Source organism: Paraburkholderia sp. BCC1876, from assembly GCF_902833695.1.
Classification (GTDB): Bacteria; Pseudomonadota; Gammaproteobacteria; order Burkholderiales; family Burkholderiaceae; genus Paraburkholderia.
In genome coordinates, this window is the sequence record NZ_CADFGI010000013.1 from 55,790 (window position 1) to 69,876 (window position 14,087).

At 56.5% G+C, this 14,087-nt stretch carries 18 protein-coding genes; 9 read left to right on the forward strand and 9 right to left on the reverse strand.

Annotation, left to right across the window (positions count from 1 at the left end):
* Nucleotides 1-19: 19 nt before the first annotated feature.
* On the forward strand, nt 20-1,255 hold the full coding sequence (locus tag HWY05_RS32655; RefSeq protein ID WP_176060928.1) for a hypothetical protein: 1,236 nt from the start codon (nt 20-22) through the stop codon (nt 1,253-1,255).
* Between the two features lie 841 nt (nt 1,256-2,096).
* Here HWY05_RS32655 and HWY05_RS32660 read toward each other — a convergent pair.
* Complete coding sequence (locus HWY05_RS32660; protein ID WP_176060929.1) at nt 2,097-2,309, reverse strand: hypothetical protein; 213 nt, start codon at nt 2,307-2,309, stop codon at nt 2,097-2,099.
* 369 nt (nt 2,310-2,678) lie between these two features.
* Entirely contained in the window at nt 2,679-2,903 is a 225-nt protein-coding gene (locus tag HWY05_RS32665; protein WP_176060930.1) for a hypothetical protein, read from the reverse strand.
* A 46-nt stretch (nt 2,904-2,949) separates the two neighbouring features.
* On the opposite strand from HWY05_RS32665, the gene HWY05_RS32670 reads away from it, so the two are divergent.
* A complete protein-coding gene (locus HWY05_RS32670) occupies nt 2,950-3,741 on the forward strand; it encodes a hypothetical protein (protein ID WP_176060931.1) in 792 nt (263 codons plus the stop codon).
* 186 nt (nt 3,742-3,927) lie between these two features.
* Here the strand turns inward: HWY05_RS32670 and HWY05_RS32675 are convergent, their stop codons facing one another.
* Nucleotides 3,928-4,407 (reverse strand): helix-turn-helix domain-containing protein, encoded by a 480-nt coding sequence (locus HWY05_RS32675; RefSeq protein WP_176060932.1) that lies wholly within the window; start codon nt 4,405-4,407, stop codon nt 3,928-3,930.
* A 447-nt stretch (nt 4,408-4,854) separates the two neighbouring features.
* Between HWY05_RS32675 and HWY05_RS32680 the strand changes: the two genes are divergently transcribed.
* From HWY05_RS32680 to HWY05_RS32690, 3 genes are all read left to right on the forward strand, one after another.
* Entirely contained in the window at nt 4,855-5,397 is a 543-nt protein-coding gene (locus tag HWY05_RS32680) for a hypothetical protein (RefSeq protein ID WP_176060933.1), read from the forward strand.
* A gap of 511 nt (nt 5,398-5,908) precedes the next feature.
* Entirely contained in the window at nt 5,909-6,130 is a 222-nt protein-coding gene (locus HWY05_RS32685) for a BPSL0761 family protein (RefSeq protein WP_176060934.1), read from the forward strand.
* Between the two features lie 68 nt (nt 6,131-6,198).
* Entirely contained in the window at nt 6,199-6,984 is a 786-nt protein-coding gene (locus tag HWY05_RS32690; RefSeq protein WP_176060935.1) for a hypothetical protein, read from the forward strand.
* A gap of 764 nt (nt 6,985-7,748) precedes the next feature.
* On the opposite strand, the gene HWY05_RS32695 is transcribed toward HWY05_RS32690, so the two are convergent.
* The 5 genes from HWY05_RS32695 to HWY05_RS32715 all read right to left on the reverse strand — a co-directional run bounded on the left by HWY05_RS32695 (nt 7,749) and on the right by HWY05_RS32715 (nt 10,965).
* Nucleotides 7,749-8,030, reverse strand: coding sequence for a helix-turn-helix domain-containing protein (locus tag HWY05_RS32695; protein WP_176060936.1), 282 nt, complete (start codon nt 8,028-8,030; stop codon nt 7,749-7,751).
* Nucleotides 8,031-8,191: 161 nt separating this feature from the next.
* On the reverse strand, nt 8,192-8,713 hold the full coding sequence (locus HWY05_RS32700; RefSeq protein WP_176060937.1) for a gamma-glutamylcyclotransferase family protein: 522 nt from the start codon (nt 8,711-8,713) through the stop codon (nt 8,192-8,194).
* Between the two features lie 19 nt (nt 8,714-8,732).
* Nucleotides 8,733-9,167, reverse strand: a complete 435-nt coding sequence (arsN2, locus tag HWY05_RS32705) for an arsenic resistance N-acetyltransferase ArsN2 (protein WP_176060938.1) — start codon at nt 9,165-9,167, stop codon at nt 8,733-8,735.
* Between the two features lie 60 nt (nt 9,168-9,227).
* The gene (locus HWY05_RS32710; RefSeq protein WP_176060939.1) at nt 9,228-10,448 is read right to left on the reverse strand and encodes an MFS transporter; all 1,221 of its coding nucleotides are present in this window, start codon (nt 10,446-10,448) and stop codon (nt 9,228-9,230) included.
* Between the two features lie 13 nt (nt 10,449-10,461).
* Entirely contained in the window at nt 10,462-10,965 is a 504-nt protein-coding gene (locus HWY05_RS32715) for a hypothetical protein (RefSeq protein WP_176060940.1), read from the reverse strand.
* A 354-nt stretch (nt 10,966-11,319) separates the two neighbouring features.
* Between HWY05_RS32715 and arsH the strand changes: the two genes are divergently transcribed.
* Genes arsH through HWY05_RS32730 form a run of 3 tightly spaced genes read left to right on the forward strand, consistent with a single transcriptional unit; the run spans nt 11,320 to nt 12,918 of the window.
* On the forward strand, nt 11,320-12,096 hold the full coding sequence (arsH, locus tag HWY05_RS32720) for an arsenical resistance protein ArsH (RefSeq protein WP_176060941.1): 777 nt from the start codon (nt 11,320-11,322) through the stop codon (nt 12,094-12,096).
* 9 nt (nt 12,097-12,105) lie between these two features.
* Nucleotides 12,106-12,444, forward strand: coding sequence for a metalloregulator ArsR/SmtB family transcription factor (locus HWY05_RS32725; RefSeq protein ID WP_176060942.1), 339 nt, complete (start codon nt 12,106-12,108; stop codon nt 12,442-12,444).
* Complete coding sequence (locus HWY05_RS32730) at nt 12,445-12,918, forward strand: ArsI/CadI family heavy metal resistance metalloenzyme (RefSeq protein ID WP_176060943.1); 474 nt, start codon at nt 12,445-12,447, stop codon at nt 12,916-12,918.
* A 113-nt stretch (nt 12,919-13,031) separates the two neighbouring features.
* Here the strand turns inward: HWY05_RS32730 and HWY05_RS32735 are convergent, their stop codons facing one another.
* The gene (locus HWY05_RS32735) at nt 13,032-13,373 is read right to left on the reverse strand and encodes a metalloregulator ArsR/SmtB family transcription factor (protein WP_176060944.1); all 342 of its coding nucleotides are present in this window, start codon (nt 13,371-13,373) and stop codon (nt 13,032-13,034) included.
* A gap of 196 nt (nt 13,374-13,569) precedes the next feature.
* On the opposite strand from HWY05_RS32735, the gene HWY05_RS32740 reads away from it, so the two are divergent.
* Nucleotides 13,570-14,085: an arsenate reductase ArsC gene (locus tag HWY05_RS32740; protein WP_176060945.1), complete on the forward strand. Its 516-nt coding sequence runs from the start codon at nt 13,570-13,572 to the stop codon at nt 14,083-14,085.
* Nucleotides 14,086-14,087 lie beyond the last annotated feature (2 nt).

Consider the following 14,087-nt stretch of genomic DNA (forward strand, 5'->3'; position numbering starts at 1 on the left):
GCAACCTTCGCTATCAGCAATGAGTTCCTCACCTGAAAAAACGTCGGAACGCAAGTTTTTTGCGTTCGCAGAGAAGATTCTCTTGTATCCCATCGTTCCCGCGTTTTCAACAAGTAGCGGTGTTATCGCGGGATATCTGGGAGCTCATTTTGACGGGCAAATTGTGACATCGTTTCGGCCGTTGGGATTGCATGGCTGGCATCCCGCATGGGGCGCAACGCTGTTTTGGCTTGCGACAGTGTTATTTTCTCTCACGTTCGGCGGCACCTTTTGGGCTCAAGCAAGAAGCGGCGATAGGCACAACAAGCGCCTTGAAGATGCCTCGGTCGCAATTCATCAGGGCACACAGACATTACAGAATCAATCCGACGAAATCAGTGCGCGCGTGAAGCAGCTTTTTACTCTGCCACCGCTCGGATTTCTTGAACTCTACGAAGCTTCAGTACGCGAATTGTTTGATGCCTACACGGAATGGGATTCCGTAGATTCACCTGGTCGCCTGGAAGAGAAAAATCTTGAGGTTGTCGCGCGCACTTTAATCTTTATGATGATGCAGTTGGCAATCGCCTTTGATGCAGATTCGAGCCGTGCCACCTATTCGGCGAATGTCATGGTATTTTGGCCGAAGAATTTCCTCATTGGAGATTTGGCGGCGCATACTCAACGTCGGTTGCGGATGGCAGGAGAGGCCACATCGGTCGGGCTTCTCTTCGGCGTTCTCGACTGCGTGAAGGAATTGTCCGTGAACAGTCAAGACAATGACAATTCCGCTTCCGTGGATTCTTCACTGATTGACCTGTGCCTCCCCATTCCAGAAGCAGCGGTTTCGAACAGTAACGACGCAAATTCAGCCAAAGCATTGATACTTCCCGGTGCCCCGGTTGCATTTGTTTCGAAGACGGTCGCCGCAGTTGAAAAACAAAGTGATTTGCTTGAACATATGAAAGACCGAGGTTTCGGGCGCGATGTTATGGAAGCAATGGCAGCCTACATAAAGGAAAGTAAGCAGACTCGAAGCTTTATATCAATCCCCATATTCCCCTCATCGCTAGAGTCAGTCCCAGTGGGGTATTCCGAGGAGCAGCCGTTTGCCATTGTGAATATTAATCGCAACTTGGAGAATCAACGCAGCGCGGAGCGTATGGCGCTGTTCCAACCACTGCTAGAGCCGTACCGGCAGTTGTTCAGCAGGGTCTTGTGGGCTTATACGGTTGAAGTGCTATACTCAAGATTGAACATCAAACAGGTGGCATAAGATGACTGTATTGCTGCAGCGCCAGAGGCTGACGTCCGAAGAGCTCCGAGCGAGAATGAGGGACCGAGCGGAGCGTGTTGCGAAGCTGTCGCAGGGAAACATTCGTCAGCGCGTTGTGGTTGCCTGCCCTCAAGGTGGTTTTATTACTGAGCTCAGAGAGGTCTCGGGGGTCGAGGTACGCTGACCAGCGTGGCTTTCCGGCGGTCATCGCCCGAGAGCCGACGTTAGTAAATTTTAGGTGCCGCCATTGTTCCCGCACCAACTGAGGCAGTATCGACGGCTCTTCCATCAGACATGGCAAACGCACCATGCGCCGCGAGTCATTTGCCTCTCAAGCATCAACTGCGGATTCGGTGCATGCCACTCACAGAGTCCTTACACTTCCCGCGCCACGGCAGATAGTGCTGTGCGGAGATACATTCCACGCAGCAGTGCCAACATCGGCGGCCCGGGAAATGGCCCTTAATTTTCTTCGGCGTCACCCGCGCGAAAGCAGGGGCTTACGCCCAGTTCAGCCCAGCCTCAGATTTGACACTTTGTGTTGGATTCTAGAGCGCAGGTCACACCCATATTGATGCTGCCCTCTCCACTAGGCCAAAGCTTGGTACGGCGTCAAAACCTTCGCAGAATGCGGTAAAGATAAAGCCGCAGACGGGTGTGTCGCCTTCACGCGGCCCCTTCTTCAGGAGCGAAGTTTTCGCTAGAGATAGATATTTTCCTTCTCCTCTTCTCTCTTTTGCAACCTCTACCAACACCGGACCCCTCAGCGCAGCTATGTCCGAGTCCTGCGTATAAATACGCTCTAGAGGCTGAGGTAAATCGTGAAACAGTTGCGCTCCGCTTAGCCTTTAATTTTGCTCTCGAGAAGTTTCATGTCGGCGGGGTCATCAAATTCATTTAATTCGTGAACTAGCTTAATGAGCGACTCCTTGCTGTCGGCTTCGAATAGGTACCAGTCAGGGCGGGAGGGAATATCCGTAGCCTTGATGCCGTTCGCTTGAAGGAAGCGCCAATAGCTGTCTATGTCAATTGCCATCAACTCAACTTGGAACATGCCAATCTCCGTTTTAAAATTAGCTTTCCGTCACTGTCAATGAGTGTAGCATCTAGCTTCTCATCGATTGCTAGAAATCCCGCATTCCCTTGACTCAGTTCCCGTTCAATCAAGTTGAACTTTTTCTTAACTGGCGACACCGGCGCACTTGGGGTAAGTTCCTAGCCCCCATCATTAGAGTGGGACGGCGCGATGGAATAGGGCACAGCAGAACCAAAGAGGGTAGAAACGGTTCGTTAACGAACCACCCGAGTCGCCATTCCCGCACCACGGTTCTTCCGTGTTTGTTTCCACCAATCGTCTGCTAGCCCTACGTATTCAGAGGCTCTACCTCCCGGTGCGTCATCCAATGCTAGCCAAAATACTTCATCATCCGGCGGTCGAACAGCCCTCCTGATTTTCGGCTGCGAACTCGAGCGCGAGACGTCGAAACGTCGCAGCATCAAATCCGGCTTCATTTCCACTGCGAACCAGTGTGCATCGCGCTGCGGCTTGCAAGACGGGTTTCGGCACGAGTTCAACGTCCGTTTCATTTGATTTCTCCATCCAGGCGGCGAGAGCGCCGGTCTGAATCAGACGGCTCATCGCGGTCATGCGAGTCATTGCCGTGTGTGCAAGGTGGGCTGAGCCGGTACGACCCTTGAACACCCTAGCCGCAGTAATCGTGGCGGTTTCCAAGCCAGGTTCCTGTCCATCGCGGCGCGCGCGTGACCTCTTCCTGCAGGGCAATCAGGTCGTCGACCGTAACATCGACGGCGTTGAATTTGACGAGATACTCGCTCTCAATCTCGGACCACTCGCGCTCCGCATCGTCATCGAGGCTGTTTATCTTGGAAAGGCCGAGACTTTCGATTTCCCGTCGGCCCCAAAGCGACAGGTGGCCTACACGTCCGTAAAGCGGCGCGCTCTTACGGTCGAAGGCCAGGCTATGCATGTTGACCCGGAGTTCGCGTCTTTCACATACGGCGACCCGACTCCTCCCAAGGCCGGACTGCGTCGACTCCAGCAGGGGGACCTGTTGGTGTTCTATGCCGGCCTATCAGACTGGGACCATGAGCGTGCACCAGCGCTCTACATCGTCGGTTACTTCGTCGTGGAGTGGGCTGGGCTTGCCATTGACTTGCCTGAAGACGATGTTCGCCGGCGTTGCGGTGGCAACTTTCACGTCATGCATGATGAGTTGTTCAAGAAGCAGAAAGACCGTCTGGTGTTGGTACAGGGAGGTCGGGGGAGCCGGCTACTGAAGAAAGCTGCCTGCATTAGCACAATGTCGACGAACAGCGCTGGCCAGCCTATTAAGGTGCTATCTCAAGAGGCACAGGACATTTTCGGTGACTTTAACGGGAAAATTTCCATCCAGCGCAGCCCGCCTCGATGGGTACTGTCTACCCATATTGAGAAGGCAAAAGCCTACTGGGAAGCGCAACCATAATTGCGACGCGGCGGTTCCCATTGATGCGGGATGGTGATGGGAGAGCCTCATCTGGAATGTACCCCGTGACTAGGTGGGCTCGGCGGTGAGGTGGAAAATCTCACCTTCCGTGTCTCGCTACAACTTCATATCGCACATCAGGGCCGTCAAGCGATTGGCGAATGCGACATACGAGCGGTTGAACTGTTAGCGCCGGCTTTCGAGTGGTACTGGCCGAAGCAAGTCGGGAATCTCAACGCCGAGCACGCTAGCGAGGTCCTGCAAGTCCACCACCATGGGATTAGCCACCCCGTTTTCTAGCCGTCCGACATACGTGCGAAACCTGTTCGCCTTAACTGACAGCAACTCCTGGCTCAGGCCTTGCGCTGCCCGAAGGACCTTGACGTTGGCAATGACGCGCGCAAGCGGCTGCTGATTCTCAGGACGCTGCTCTTCCAGCGGTCGGTCGGACAGAAAATCCAAGACGTCGACGTCCAGTTGCTGGGCGAAACGGACCAGCGTGGTCAGACGTAGGTTCGCGCGGCGCTTCTGCTCCAGTGCGGCGAGATTTGGTCTGGATACCGAGGCCTTTGCGGCGAGTTGGTCCTGAGACAGGCCTCTGCGTTTTCGAATTTTTTGAAGTCTCTCGGAAAGCCCGAGCGCGACTGCTTCGTCTAGTGTTGGCATGCCCGAACTTTGGCTTGCCTCACATTTCTTTTCTACTACTCAGAAAAAGCACGCTTGAAAGTATCACTCATATAAAGATACAATGGTTGTTATTCCGCACTCTTGCTGCCGCAGGCAGCGATTGCGGGCGTCCGCAGTTTCTGGAAGATTGATAACGCTTGCCTGCCCGGTTGGGTCGGCAATTGAAAAGTAACGTCGGTCGAACGTCGGGCAGACGGGTTGCCTTGTTGCGACGAGAGTTGAAGGTAAGTGTTGACGCTCGCGGAGCGTTCGCACGGCACCGAGGAAGAGGGAGCGTGCCGGAGCCGCTCACGTCGAGTTGACAACCTTGCTGACAATGTACTGCGGATTATCCCGTGACAGTCCACATAGCCGGGAGGGAGCGTGGTCTTCGTTTTTTTCTGCGTTGGAGGTGTCTTGCCGCCTATGCGTCGGCACCCATCGCTCATGACGCGGGAAGGTGCACCCGAAGCAACTCGCGAGCTTGAGGTCGATGCATTACTGCTGACTCGAACACTGGTCCCCTATCCGGGGGCGGTGATTGTCGTAGCGAATGATTGGCCCTTTTACTATGACCTCGAGGAGTTGCGCTCTTCGCGTGAATTCGGGCGACGCATCGTCAATGTCGTCAGAACGCTGGGAAGCACGAAAGAATCGGCAGTGCTCGATTTCATGTCGGGGCGCGCAGAGCCATTCATCGTTATTGCGTCACCGGACTTTGAATTCACTAAGTTGACGGATTCCAGGCGCATCGACGTTGGCCTGGAACAAGGGTTTGACGAAGAAGCTCAAGTGAGTCTTCTCGAGCATCTGCGTCTGTTAGGCGAGCAAGCGACGAATCCGCTTTCTGAAGATGACATGCTGCGAGCCACTGTCGGTTCGCGGGACCTGCGCCGCGCGCGCAAATACATATCGCCCATTCGTGCTAGCGGTGACGTAGCGTTTCAACATAAGCTCCGCTCCCTCATCGGCAAGGAGGGAATCCGGTGAGACTTCAGATTGCGTCGGATTTACATCACGACCTTGCCAACTCAGGTTCGACCCGTCGAAAGTCATCAGTGTGTAGCGCAACCAGGAGCGTTGTTATGTCGCTTTACTTCTTGGCCCCTTGTCATGTCGTGCTCGAAAGATGGTCTATTCGCGAAAGGGAAGATACCGGTGAACGTCATTTTGTGGGATTCGATACCGTTAACAACGACGGTCGAGTTAGTACTCCCATTCGCGTGTTTGACCCGGTCACCCGCACTGGGTCCACAGCGACAGGAAGCACGTACCGGCTCGTCGGACGCGCAGGCCATGACAGAGATAGTGAATACGTGTGGTCTCGCGTGGTAAGGATTTGGGAAATAAAGGGTTGGAAAGACGTCACACCAGACCTAGTGCCCGATTGGCGGCAAGCACTAGCGGTTGATAAGCTGGCCGGCGACGACTGAGTGGTGTTCCGTCGATAGTTGTGGTCCCGATTTGGCGTTTGGTCCTTCGCGCCGCGAGGGAGAACTGTGTGGCCGAAGTATCCGAGGAGAGCGAATTGACCACGGCGGAGGAAAGAACTCGCGCACTGTTGCGTGCTCGCGATTTGATTGTTGAGCTTTCGCTTGCCGAGTCGCCGACACAACTGGAGACCCTACGTGACAAGGCCATAGCCGTGCTTAGGCATTACCCAGACCGGGGTGAAATTGAGTTAATTGCGAAAGGTGGCCGCTGGCTCGAGTGGCCATGCTGAGCGCCCGCCCCACGGCAGCGACTCTGCGCAGATTCCAATCTTAGCCGCGAGATATAGCGCTCATCATCATGCGTAAGGCGACACCGCGTTTGCCAGGAAAAATGCTGCGAGATGCAATGCGAGCGCGTCGACAAATGATGCGCGACGGCGAACTTGTGCCCGAAGACGAATTTCGTCGACTGCGCGGAGTTACACCCACTCGCCTTGCACGCCTGAACAAGAGCGGCAGTGTATTTTCGATTGAAATCGATGGGAGTGCGTATTACCCACGTTTGCTCGTCGACCCCAGGCACAACGCGCGACGTTTGGCGTACGTATGCCGCGTTTTGTGGCCTGCTCCACCGGCCTCCCGGCTTGACTTTCTAACGTCAGAAAATAGCGCGCTCGGTGGCATCACACCATTGCAGGCGCTGGCAATCGACTGCAGCTATCGAGAATTACTGACGCATGCGAAAGGCTGGGCATCGGAGTTTTGCCTGACAACCGTGATGGTGTGTAAAGGGGCGTTTCTTCGCGATATTGAGTTGCCCGTTGTCTGCACGGGCTATGTTGAAGCGGACCCACGAGAAAGACTGTGGCGTCGAGTGGCCGAGGCCCTCGAGGCAGGAGGGAATTTGAGCCCAGACGGTCCATATTGTCAAGCCAAGTTGGCGACGGTCTTCGTTTCTCGAAATACTGCAGGGAAACCTGGCGAGCTGAGGGAGGCCAGATTTGACGTGATTGTTGCCAAGGGTCTGGCACACACGGGAGTAGTGACCGCCGACGCTCCTCGCTATGACCTGAATCCGGTGCGCGTAGACAAGTCTGATGACATTGTTGCTGTTATACGGAAAGTATTGGCGGCATGCGAATGAAAATACGCATACACGCTGAACGGCCATTCTATGAGCATCGATTTGCGGCGTAGATTGATGTGGTACATGCTGGCCACGCCAATGCAATGACGCGAGACTCAGCAAAGTCGGCGAACGGGAAATCACATGAAGGTGCGCAACATAAAGCGTGCGCGGGGCCGAGTCGCACCCAACTATGCATGCTTACCTAGCGACGAAGCGGCGCTTGTATTGAATGTCTCCCCGGCTCGCTTCGACGGCCTGGTCCGGACGGGCGAGTTGGTGGCAACTCAGCGCACGCGAGATGGCCGTCGGTGGTTCTCAATGGCGAACTTGCTAGCATACAAAGAGCGGACCAAAGTTCAGCAACGGGTGGGATTAGATAGGATGATGGAAGCGACTCGGCGGATGGGTCTTTACGACGCAGAGCTAGAGGGACTACCTCCCCGCTGAGGAGATGCTGGTTTAGCCCCAACTGGCCGTGTAAAACCGGGTATCGAGGTTGATACGGCCAATTCCACAAAATCAATGAGTTATGTGGCGTCTGCGGTAGTCATCGGTAAGACGTCCCATCGTGCCTTCGCAACATGGGCGTTGACTTTGATTGGCGGAGTCGCGTCATCAAATGATGCTGGTCGCAAAAAGTTCTCCAACTCGTTGGAGGGATATGCCCTTAAGGGAGGGTAATCCGAACACGGTACGAGGCGCCGGTAGGGCGCTATCGAGCATGCCGCATGTAGCGACGCTATCCGGCACGTATCCCGGCACGCCGGACTCATTTACTTTCAAACCTTCTTAACGTCGGAGCCGTAGAGCCCGGCTCCTTGAGAAATTGCACCAAGCTCATCCAGCGCAGCGCGAGCTTTAGCCCTTCGCTCGCTGTGATACGTTTTTACCGCTGCAGCCGGTATTCGCCGTTGCCCATCCTCCCCTCTCTCCACTACGCCCAGTTTTCCGGCGTCCGCAAGCGTGACGGCAAACGGGCGAGAGACATTCAGAATATCCGCGATTTCCTCGATGGATAACATCCGGCCTTCCGCGCTGGTGGCATCGAAATCTCTTGGCATGTCACTTCTCCGAACTCAAGAGTCACGCGCGTATTTTGACGCAAAACGAACAACCTAAATTATCAAGACCAATTCGTAGCCAAGCGCGGCAGCACGTTCCAGATAAGTGGCGATTACTAGCGCTGAGTGCTTCCGGCAACACGCCACTCCTGCCCGGACGTTCAACATCGAATCGCGTCTTCCCGAGCACTTCGAGCATCGTCGGGGTCTGGAACAGATTCAACGGCGGCAATCATGCTAATGTAATCGCCGGGTAAGTTCGCTGCCGATGCGCCATTTAGGACATGTCGCTTGTACCAGTCATAGGGGCGTAGCCCAGCCGTCTTGTTCGTCGCGATGTACGTCAGCACGACCGCTGGCCCCGTTGGCGCGGTGACCTCAATATCTAACGCATCATATCCATAACCTTTCCCTTCGGCGCGGTCGAGCGCAGCTTTATCACTGGCATGAATCTCGAATACGACGCCATACACCCGGTCGGTCGCGTTCCCCGTGTATTTACAATCGCATTTGGCTGACCCGTCTTTACTTGCCTTGTCGAAAGTCAATCGCCGACCTGTCGCGTATGCTGAACAGATAACCGCTGCAGATGGAGCTCTTCCGGGCGCGGTAAGACGCGCAACGCACATGTTTGAGCCGTAGGCGAAATACAAGAAATGGTCTGGTCTTGTGGTTAGCGTCATTTCTTGCTGTCGGTATGATTCACAGCCATTTGAGCATGCAGACGGCAGTTGCCGGACAGAGGTCTGCGAACTGTGAGCTTGTCTGGAGCATAACCGGAGCGCTTTCTCGGGCTACAACATCGTATCCTTTCTTCCGGAAGAACTCTCCAGCTGTTGTGGTTAGCAACCATAGGTTGGAAACGCCGCTTGCGCGTGCATGCAGTTCCATCCGTGAAACCAAACTGCCTGCGAGACCCATGTCGCGAGCGCTGCGCGCGACCACTAGCGACCGCAGCAGCGCATCTTGGCCGAATGGCTCTAACCCGATGCTACCGACCAGCGCGCCGTCCTCACTTTCAGCAACCAGAAAGTTGTCGAGCAGGGACGCGTGGACTTCAGAAGCCACCAATTGGTTATTTGTGAGCAAAGTTCTAATGACGTCGAGGTCTTTGCTAAAAGCGGCACGAATTTTCATAGTTTATGCAGTCGCAGAAATAGTGCAGTCTCAAGCGCTCGCTATTGCGCGCCGACCGGCTCAGACAGCGACAAAGAAGGCTATTGCGGACAGTATCGAGACGAAAAACACCGTCCATTCAACAGCGACGTAGCCGTGCGTGAAACTCCAGATGCTCGCAGCGGCTATAGGCGCTATTCCCTTGGCGACATTCGAGGGAAACGAAAGCATGCCGCTTACGGCGCCATATCCTTCCGTCCACATCAGCTCTTGTACGATGGTTCCTCGCAAGATTGTCATCATGCCATTCGCGGCGCCGTAGCAAAGTGCGAACAGCCAGAGTAGCGCGGCGGAGTGGCCTGCGCATATGAGGACGATGGTCGACAGCGGAAACAGCGTCACGACAATGGTGCCTACGGTGCTGACGTGGGCCGTCCGGCCGAACGTGAACCACACCGCACGAGCAGCGACCTGAGCCGGGCCGATGAGCGCCATGGTTGTAACCAGCACGGCGTTCGACACACCGCGCTCGACCATGAGCGGCACCAGATGGAATGTGAGTGCGGCGAATGTCGCGTAGTAGGCTGTGAAGCACACCGCGAGCGCCCAAAAGGTCGGCGAGCGGAGCGCGCGCCGCGTGGCTGCATCGTTCGCCAGCTTTACGGCACCGCTGGTTGGCCGCGAGCCCTGGTCAGTGCGTGAGGAGCGGATTGCCAGCACATGGATAGGCAGGCAGATAATCAGGTTCAGCGCCGCAAGCACAACAAGCGATGTGCGCCACCCGACCGAGCCAACCAGCAACTGGGTCAGCGGTATGAAGACGGTGCTGGCGAATCCGGCGACCAGTGTGATGAGCGTGATTTTGGTTCGGAAGCTTCGTGGATAACGATGCGTGACGACGGCGAAGACGGGGTCGTAGAACGTGGCCGCCGTGGAGATGCCGAGGCCAATCCATGCAACAAAGAGCACCGTCAGCGACTGTGCGCCGGACCAAAGCAGCAGCATGGCTGCGGCGATGACTGAACCGCCAGCCATGATGCGGCGCCCGAGTCCGTGGTCTATCCAGCGGCCAATCGGATAGGCGGCAAACCCCGAGACGAGCAGCCCGACAGACAGGGCGGCGTTCGTCGCCGTCCTGCTCCAGCCCATGGTCTGTTCCATTGGCACGACCAACAGCGAAAAAGAATAGTAGACGGAGCCCCATGAGACGAGCTGCGCGAGTGCCAGGGCCCACGTCACGAGACTGTCGTGACTGTCTGCTGGTGCGGTCTTCTCGGTGGCGTTCTGGTCGCGACTCGACATCGTGCTCAATTTTTCAGCCCCTCATCTGGCTCGTTTTGTTGACGCTGCTGCCACCGATGCGAAAGGCGTCGCAGCAGAAGAAGGTTTTCGAAGCGAGTCTGTGCGCGATGACAGCGGCGACCCGCTCGTGAAGCTGGTCCATGCGGCGTGTGACGGTGGTTTGAGGTGCGACCTGTACGGAACCGAGAAAGCCAATTCCCTCCCGATTGCAATATCGCTGAACGCGTCTCGCAACCAGCAGCTCCCGCAGGCTTGTCAACGCCCCGATGACGCCACCTGCCTCAGGGCGCGTGCTTAATGCGACAAAAAACTTCGAACCCTCGTCGGCGAGATGATTGCGGACTCGCAGCAACGGCGTCTTCCAGTCACATGCCGGCCAGACACGACTCACGGTTTCCGAATCCATGACAAGGACAGCAGCCGACGAGCCGTCTGCAGCCAGGAAACGTGCAAGCTCGAGCTTCTCGTCAACCACATCTGTCAGCGCAATCGCAGAGGTCGCGTACCCGGTCTCCATCTGAAACGCCCTCGCTACGTCTGCCGGGAGGGACGCACAGCCTGACTTCGTTGAGGCGCGCCCTCCGGCAGATTGCGTCGCTGACCCAGAAGTTCGCCCGTGGGCCATCAGCATGAGGAATCCCCGCGCGGAGCGGCATTGCCACCCTCCCGACACTGGCAGGAGTGATTCAGTCGAAACTCGGTCTTCGCTGCCCATAGCGGCCTCCAGACTTTCACATTTCCAGAATACCGGAAATGTCGTAGAATGCAAGTAACGAAGTGATGACAGTCGTGTTCCGCAGGTGCTGCAAAGCGCCTTGAATCGACCACTCACCTCCATATAATTGGAAATATAAAATAGTAGGGTAACGAGATGACCGTTCATGCAATCAGTCGCGACCAGGGCTTCCCGGCCGCCAATACAGACTTTTTCGACACCGATATCGCAGCACGCCTTGGAATGGCGGGGCAGCCGCCGGTAAGGATTCTGCTGCTCTACGGTTCGCTGCGTGAGCGGTCGTATTCGCGGTTGCTCGTCGAGGAAGCCGCTCGCCTGTTGCAGACGTTCGGTGCGGAAACGCGGATTTTCGACCCGCGCGGTCTGCCGCACGCAGACGACGTCGACGTGAAGAATCATCCGAAGGTGAAGGAGCTGCTCGAACTGTCGCTGTGGTCCGAGGGGCACGTCTGGTGCAGCCCGGAGCGGCACGGCACCATCACCGGTCTGATAAAGACGCAGATTGACCACTTGCCACTTGTCAGCGGCGGCATCCGTCCAACGCAGGGTCGCACGCTTGCTGTCATGCAGGTCAGCGGTGGTTCGCAGTCGTTCAACTCGGTGAACCAGCTTCGTCAGCTCGGAAGGTGGATGCGGATGTTCACCATCCCCAACCAGTCGTCTGTTGCCAAGGCCTTTGAAGAATTCGAAGACGACGGCCGGATGAAACCTTCGTCCTACTACGACCGGCTGGTCGACGTCATGGAAGAACTCGTCAAATTCACGCTGCTGCTTCGCGGTCGTGCAGACTATCTCGTCGACCGCTACAGCGAGCGCCTGAAGGAAGAAAGGCCGCTCGACCTGGCGACTGACCTGGCCTCGCAGGCAATCGCAGACCATTCCCGCAAGGAAGCGCAGACGAGTAACCAATAAAGGACAGTGATGGCAACCCTGGATTCGAAGTTAGCGGTCAAGGCGCTCGCAGCGCTCGCGCACGAGACGCGTCTCGCGGTGTTCCGTCTTCTGGTGACAGCCGGGCGCTCGGGTATGAGCCCTGGCGCCATCGCTGAAAAGCTGGGGCTGCCTGCGCCGACGCTGTCATTCCACCTGAAAGAGCTCGCGCACGCAGAGCTCATCGAAGGCAAGAGTCAGGGCCGGTTCATCATCTACTGCGCTAGCTATGACCACATGAAGACGCTCATGGATTTTCTGATGGAAAACTGCTGCGCAGCAGAGCAGGCAGAACAATGCGGCTGTGCGACCAACGAAACGGAGGCATAAATGAAGCGATTCCACGTGCACGTTGTTGTCCCGAAACTCGACGAAAGCGTGCGTTTCTACAGCAGCATGTTCGGCGCACAGCCCACCGTGCTCAAGGACGATTACGCGAAATGGATGCTGGAAGACCCCCGCATGAACTTCGCCATTTCGGCGCGCGGCGGTGAAGCCGGCGTCAACCACCTCGGCTTTCAGGTCGATACCGACGAAGAGCTAGCGGCTCTTCGCGAGCAGGTCGTCGCCGGCAGCGTTGCGGTGCAGGACCAGCCCGGCGCGCAGTGCTGCTACGCAAGTTCGAACAAATGCTGGACGCAGGACCCGGCCGGTGTGCCCTGGGAGACGTATCACACGCTCGGCGGCATCCCGATGTTCGGAGCGGACAGCCGGGAGTCGGCCGCTCCTGAATCGGGCGGGGCCTGCTGTGCCCCGGTTACCTCGATTCCAGCTGCGATTGAGAAAAAAGTCGGCTGCTGCTGATTCGCGGCGACATAAGCAAACGGCCGCCCAAGGTTACGAGGCGGCCGTTTGCTGTTGGATGATGCGGAGGACGGAAGTGTGTTCCTGCGCGACTTACGGCATTAAGCGCCTGTTCATGCGGTCACGGGCTTGCATTTCACTTTCCTGGCGGGCTTGCATGCAGGCGAGTCCACTCCTTGGCAGCAGTTCTCGGTCAGAAATCCAACCAGGTCGTTCATGTGCTCGATTTCGGGCCCGTAGTACACGAAGCGCCCTTCCTGGCGAGACGTTACCAGGCCAGCATGCGTCAGCTCCTTGAGATGGAAGGAGAGCGTCGCGCTAGCCAGGTCCAGGTGCTCCTGGATGACTCCGACGTTGAGACCCTCAGGCCCGGCGGTGACCAGCAGGCGAAAAATAGCCAGGCGCGTCGGCTGTGCCAACGCCGCCAAAGCTTTAATGGCGTCTTTTTCCTTCATAAGGCTCTGTCTTCAAGGTTATGTGCTGATTCTAACGCGACGCCGCCGGCGCCGGGCGGAACTGCAGCCCACGAATGTAACGGCTGCTTGTGACGAACGCACATGCGCCCGCGCTTGCTACGTCACAACAGTTCCATTATATTGGAGATGTCGAGTTAATAATTCCACCGCGACCAGACGTCGTCAGGAGAAGTCTGTGACAGAACACCGAAAGTACAACGTCTTATTCCTCTGTACCCACAATTCCGCGCGCTCCATTCTGGCGGAAGCCGCACTGAATGAACTCGCGAGCGACCGCTTCGTGGGCTATAGCGCCGGTAGCCATCCGGGGACGGCTCCGAATCCTTTTGCGCTTGACCTGCTGCGTTCGCAGGGTATTTCGACCGAAGGGCTGCGCAGCAAGAGCTGGGACGAATTCGCTGAAGACGGCGCACCTCAAATCGATTTCATTTTTACTGTCTGCGACAACGCAGCCGGTGAGGTATGCCCAATTTGGCCCGGTCACCCTGCCAAAGCACACTGGGGCGTAGCTGACCCATCGACGGCCGAAGGCTCGGACGACGACAAGCGCAAGGCATTCTTGCAGGCATATGTTCAGATGAGGAAGCGCATTGAGCTCTTCACGAATCTGCCGTTCGAAAAGCTGGACCGCATCGCAATCCAGCAGGAAATGCAGAGCATCGGTACGTTGCTGCGCGAAAAAGGAGAGTAACG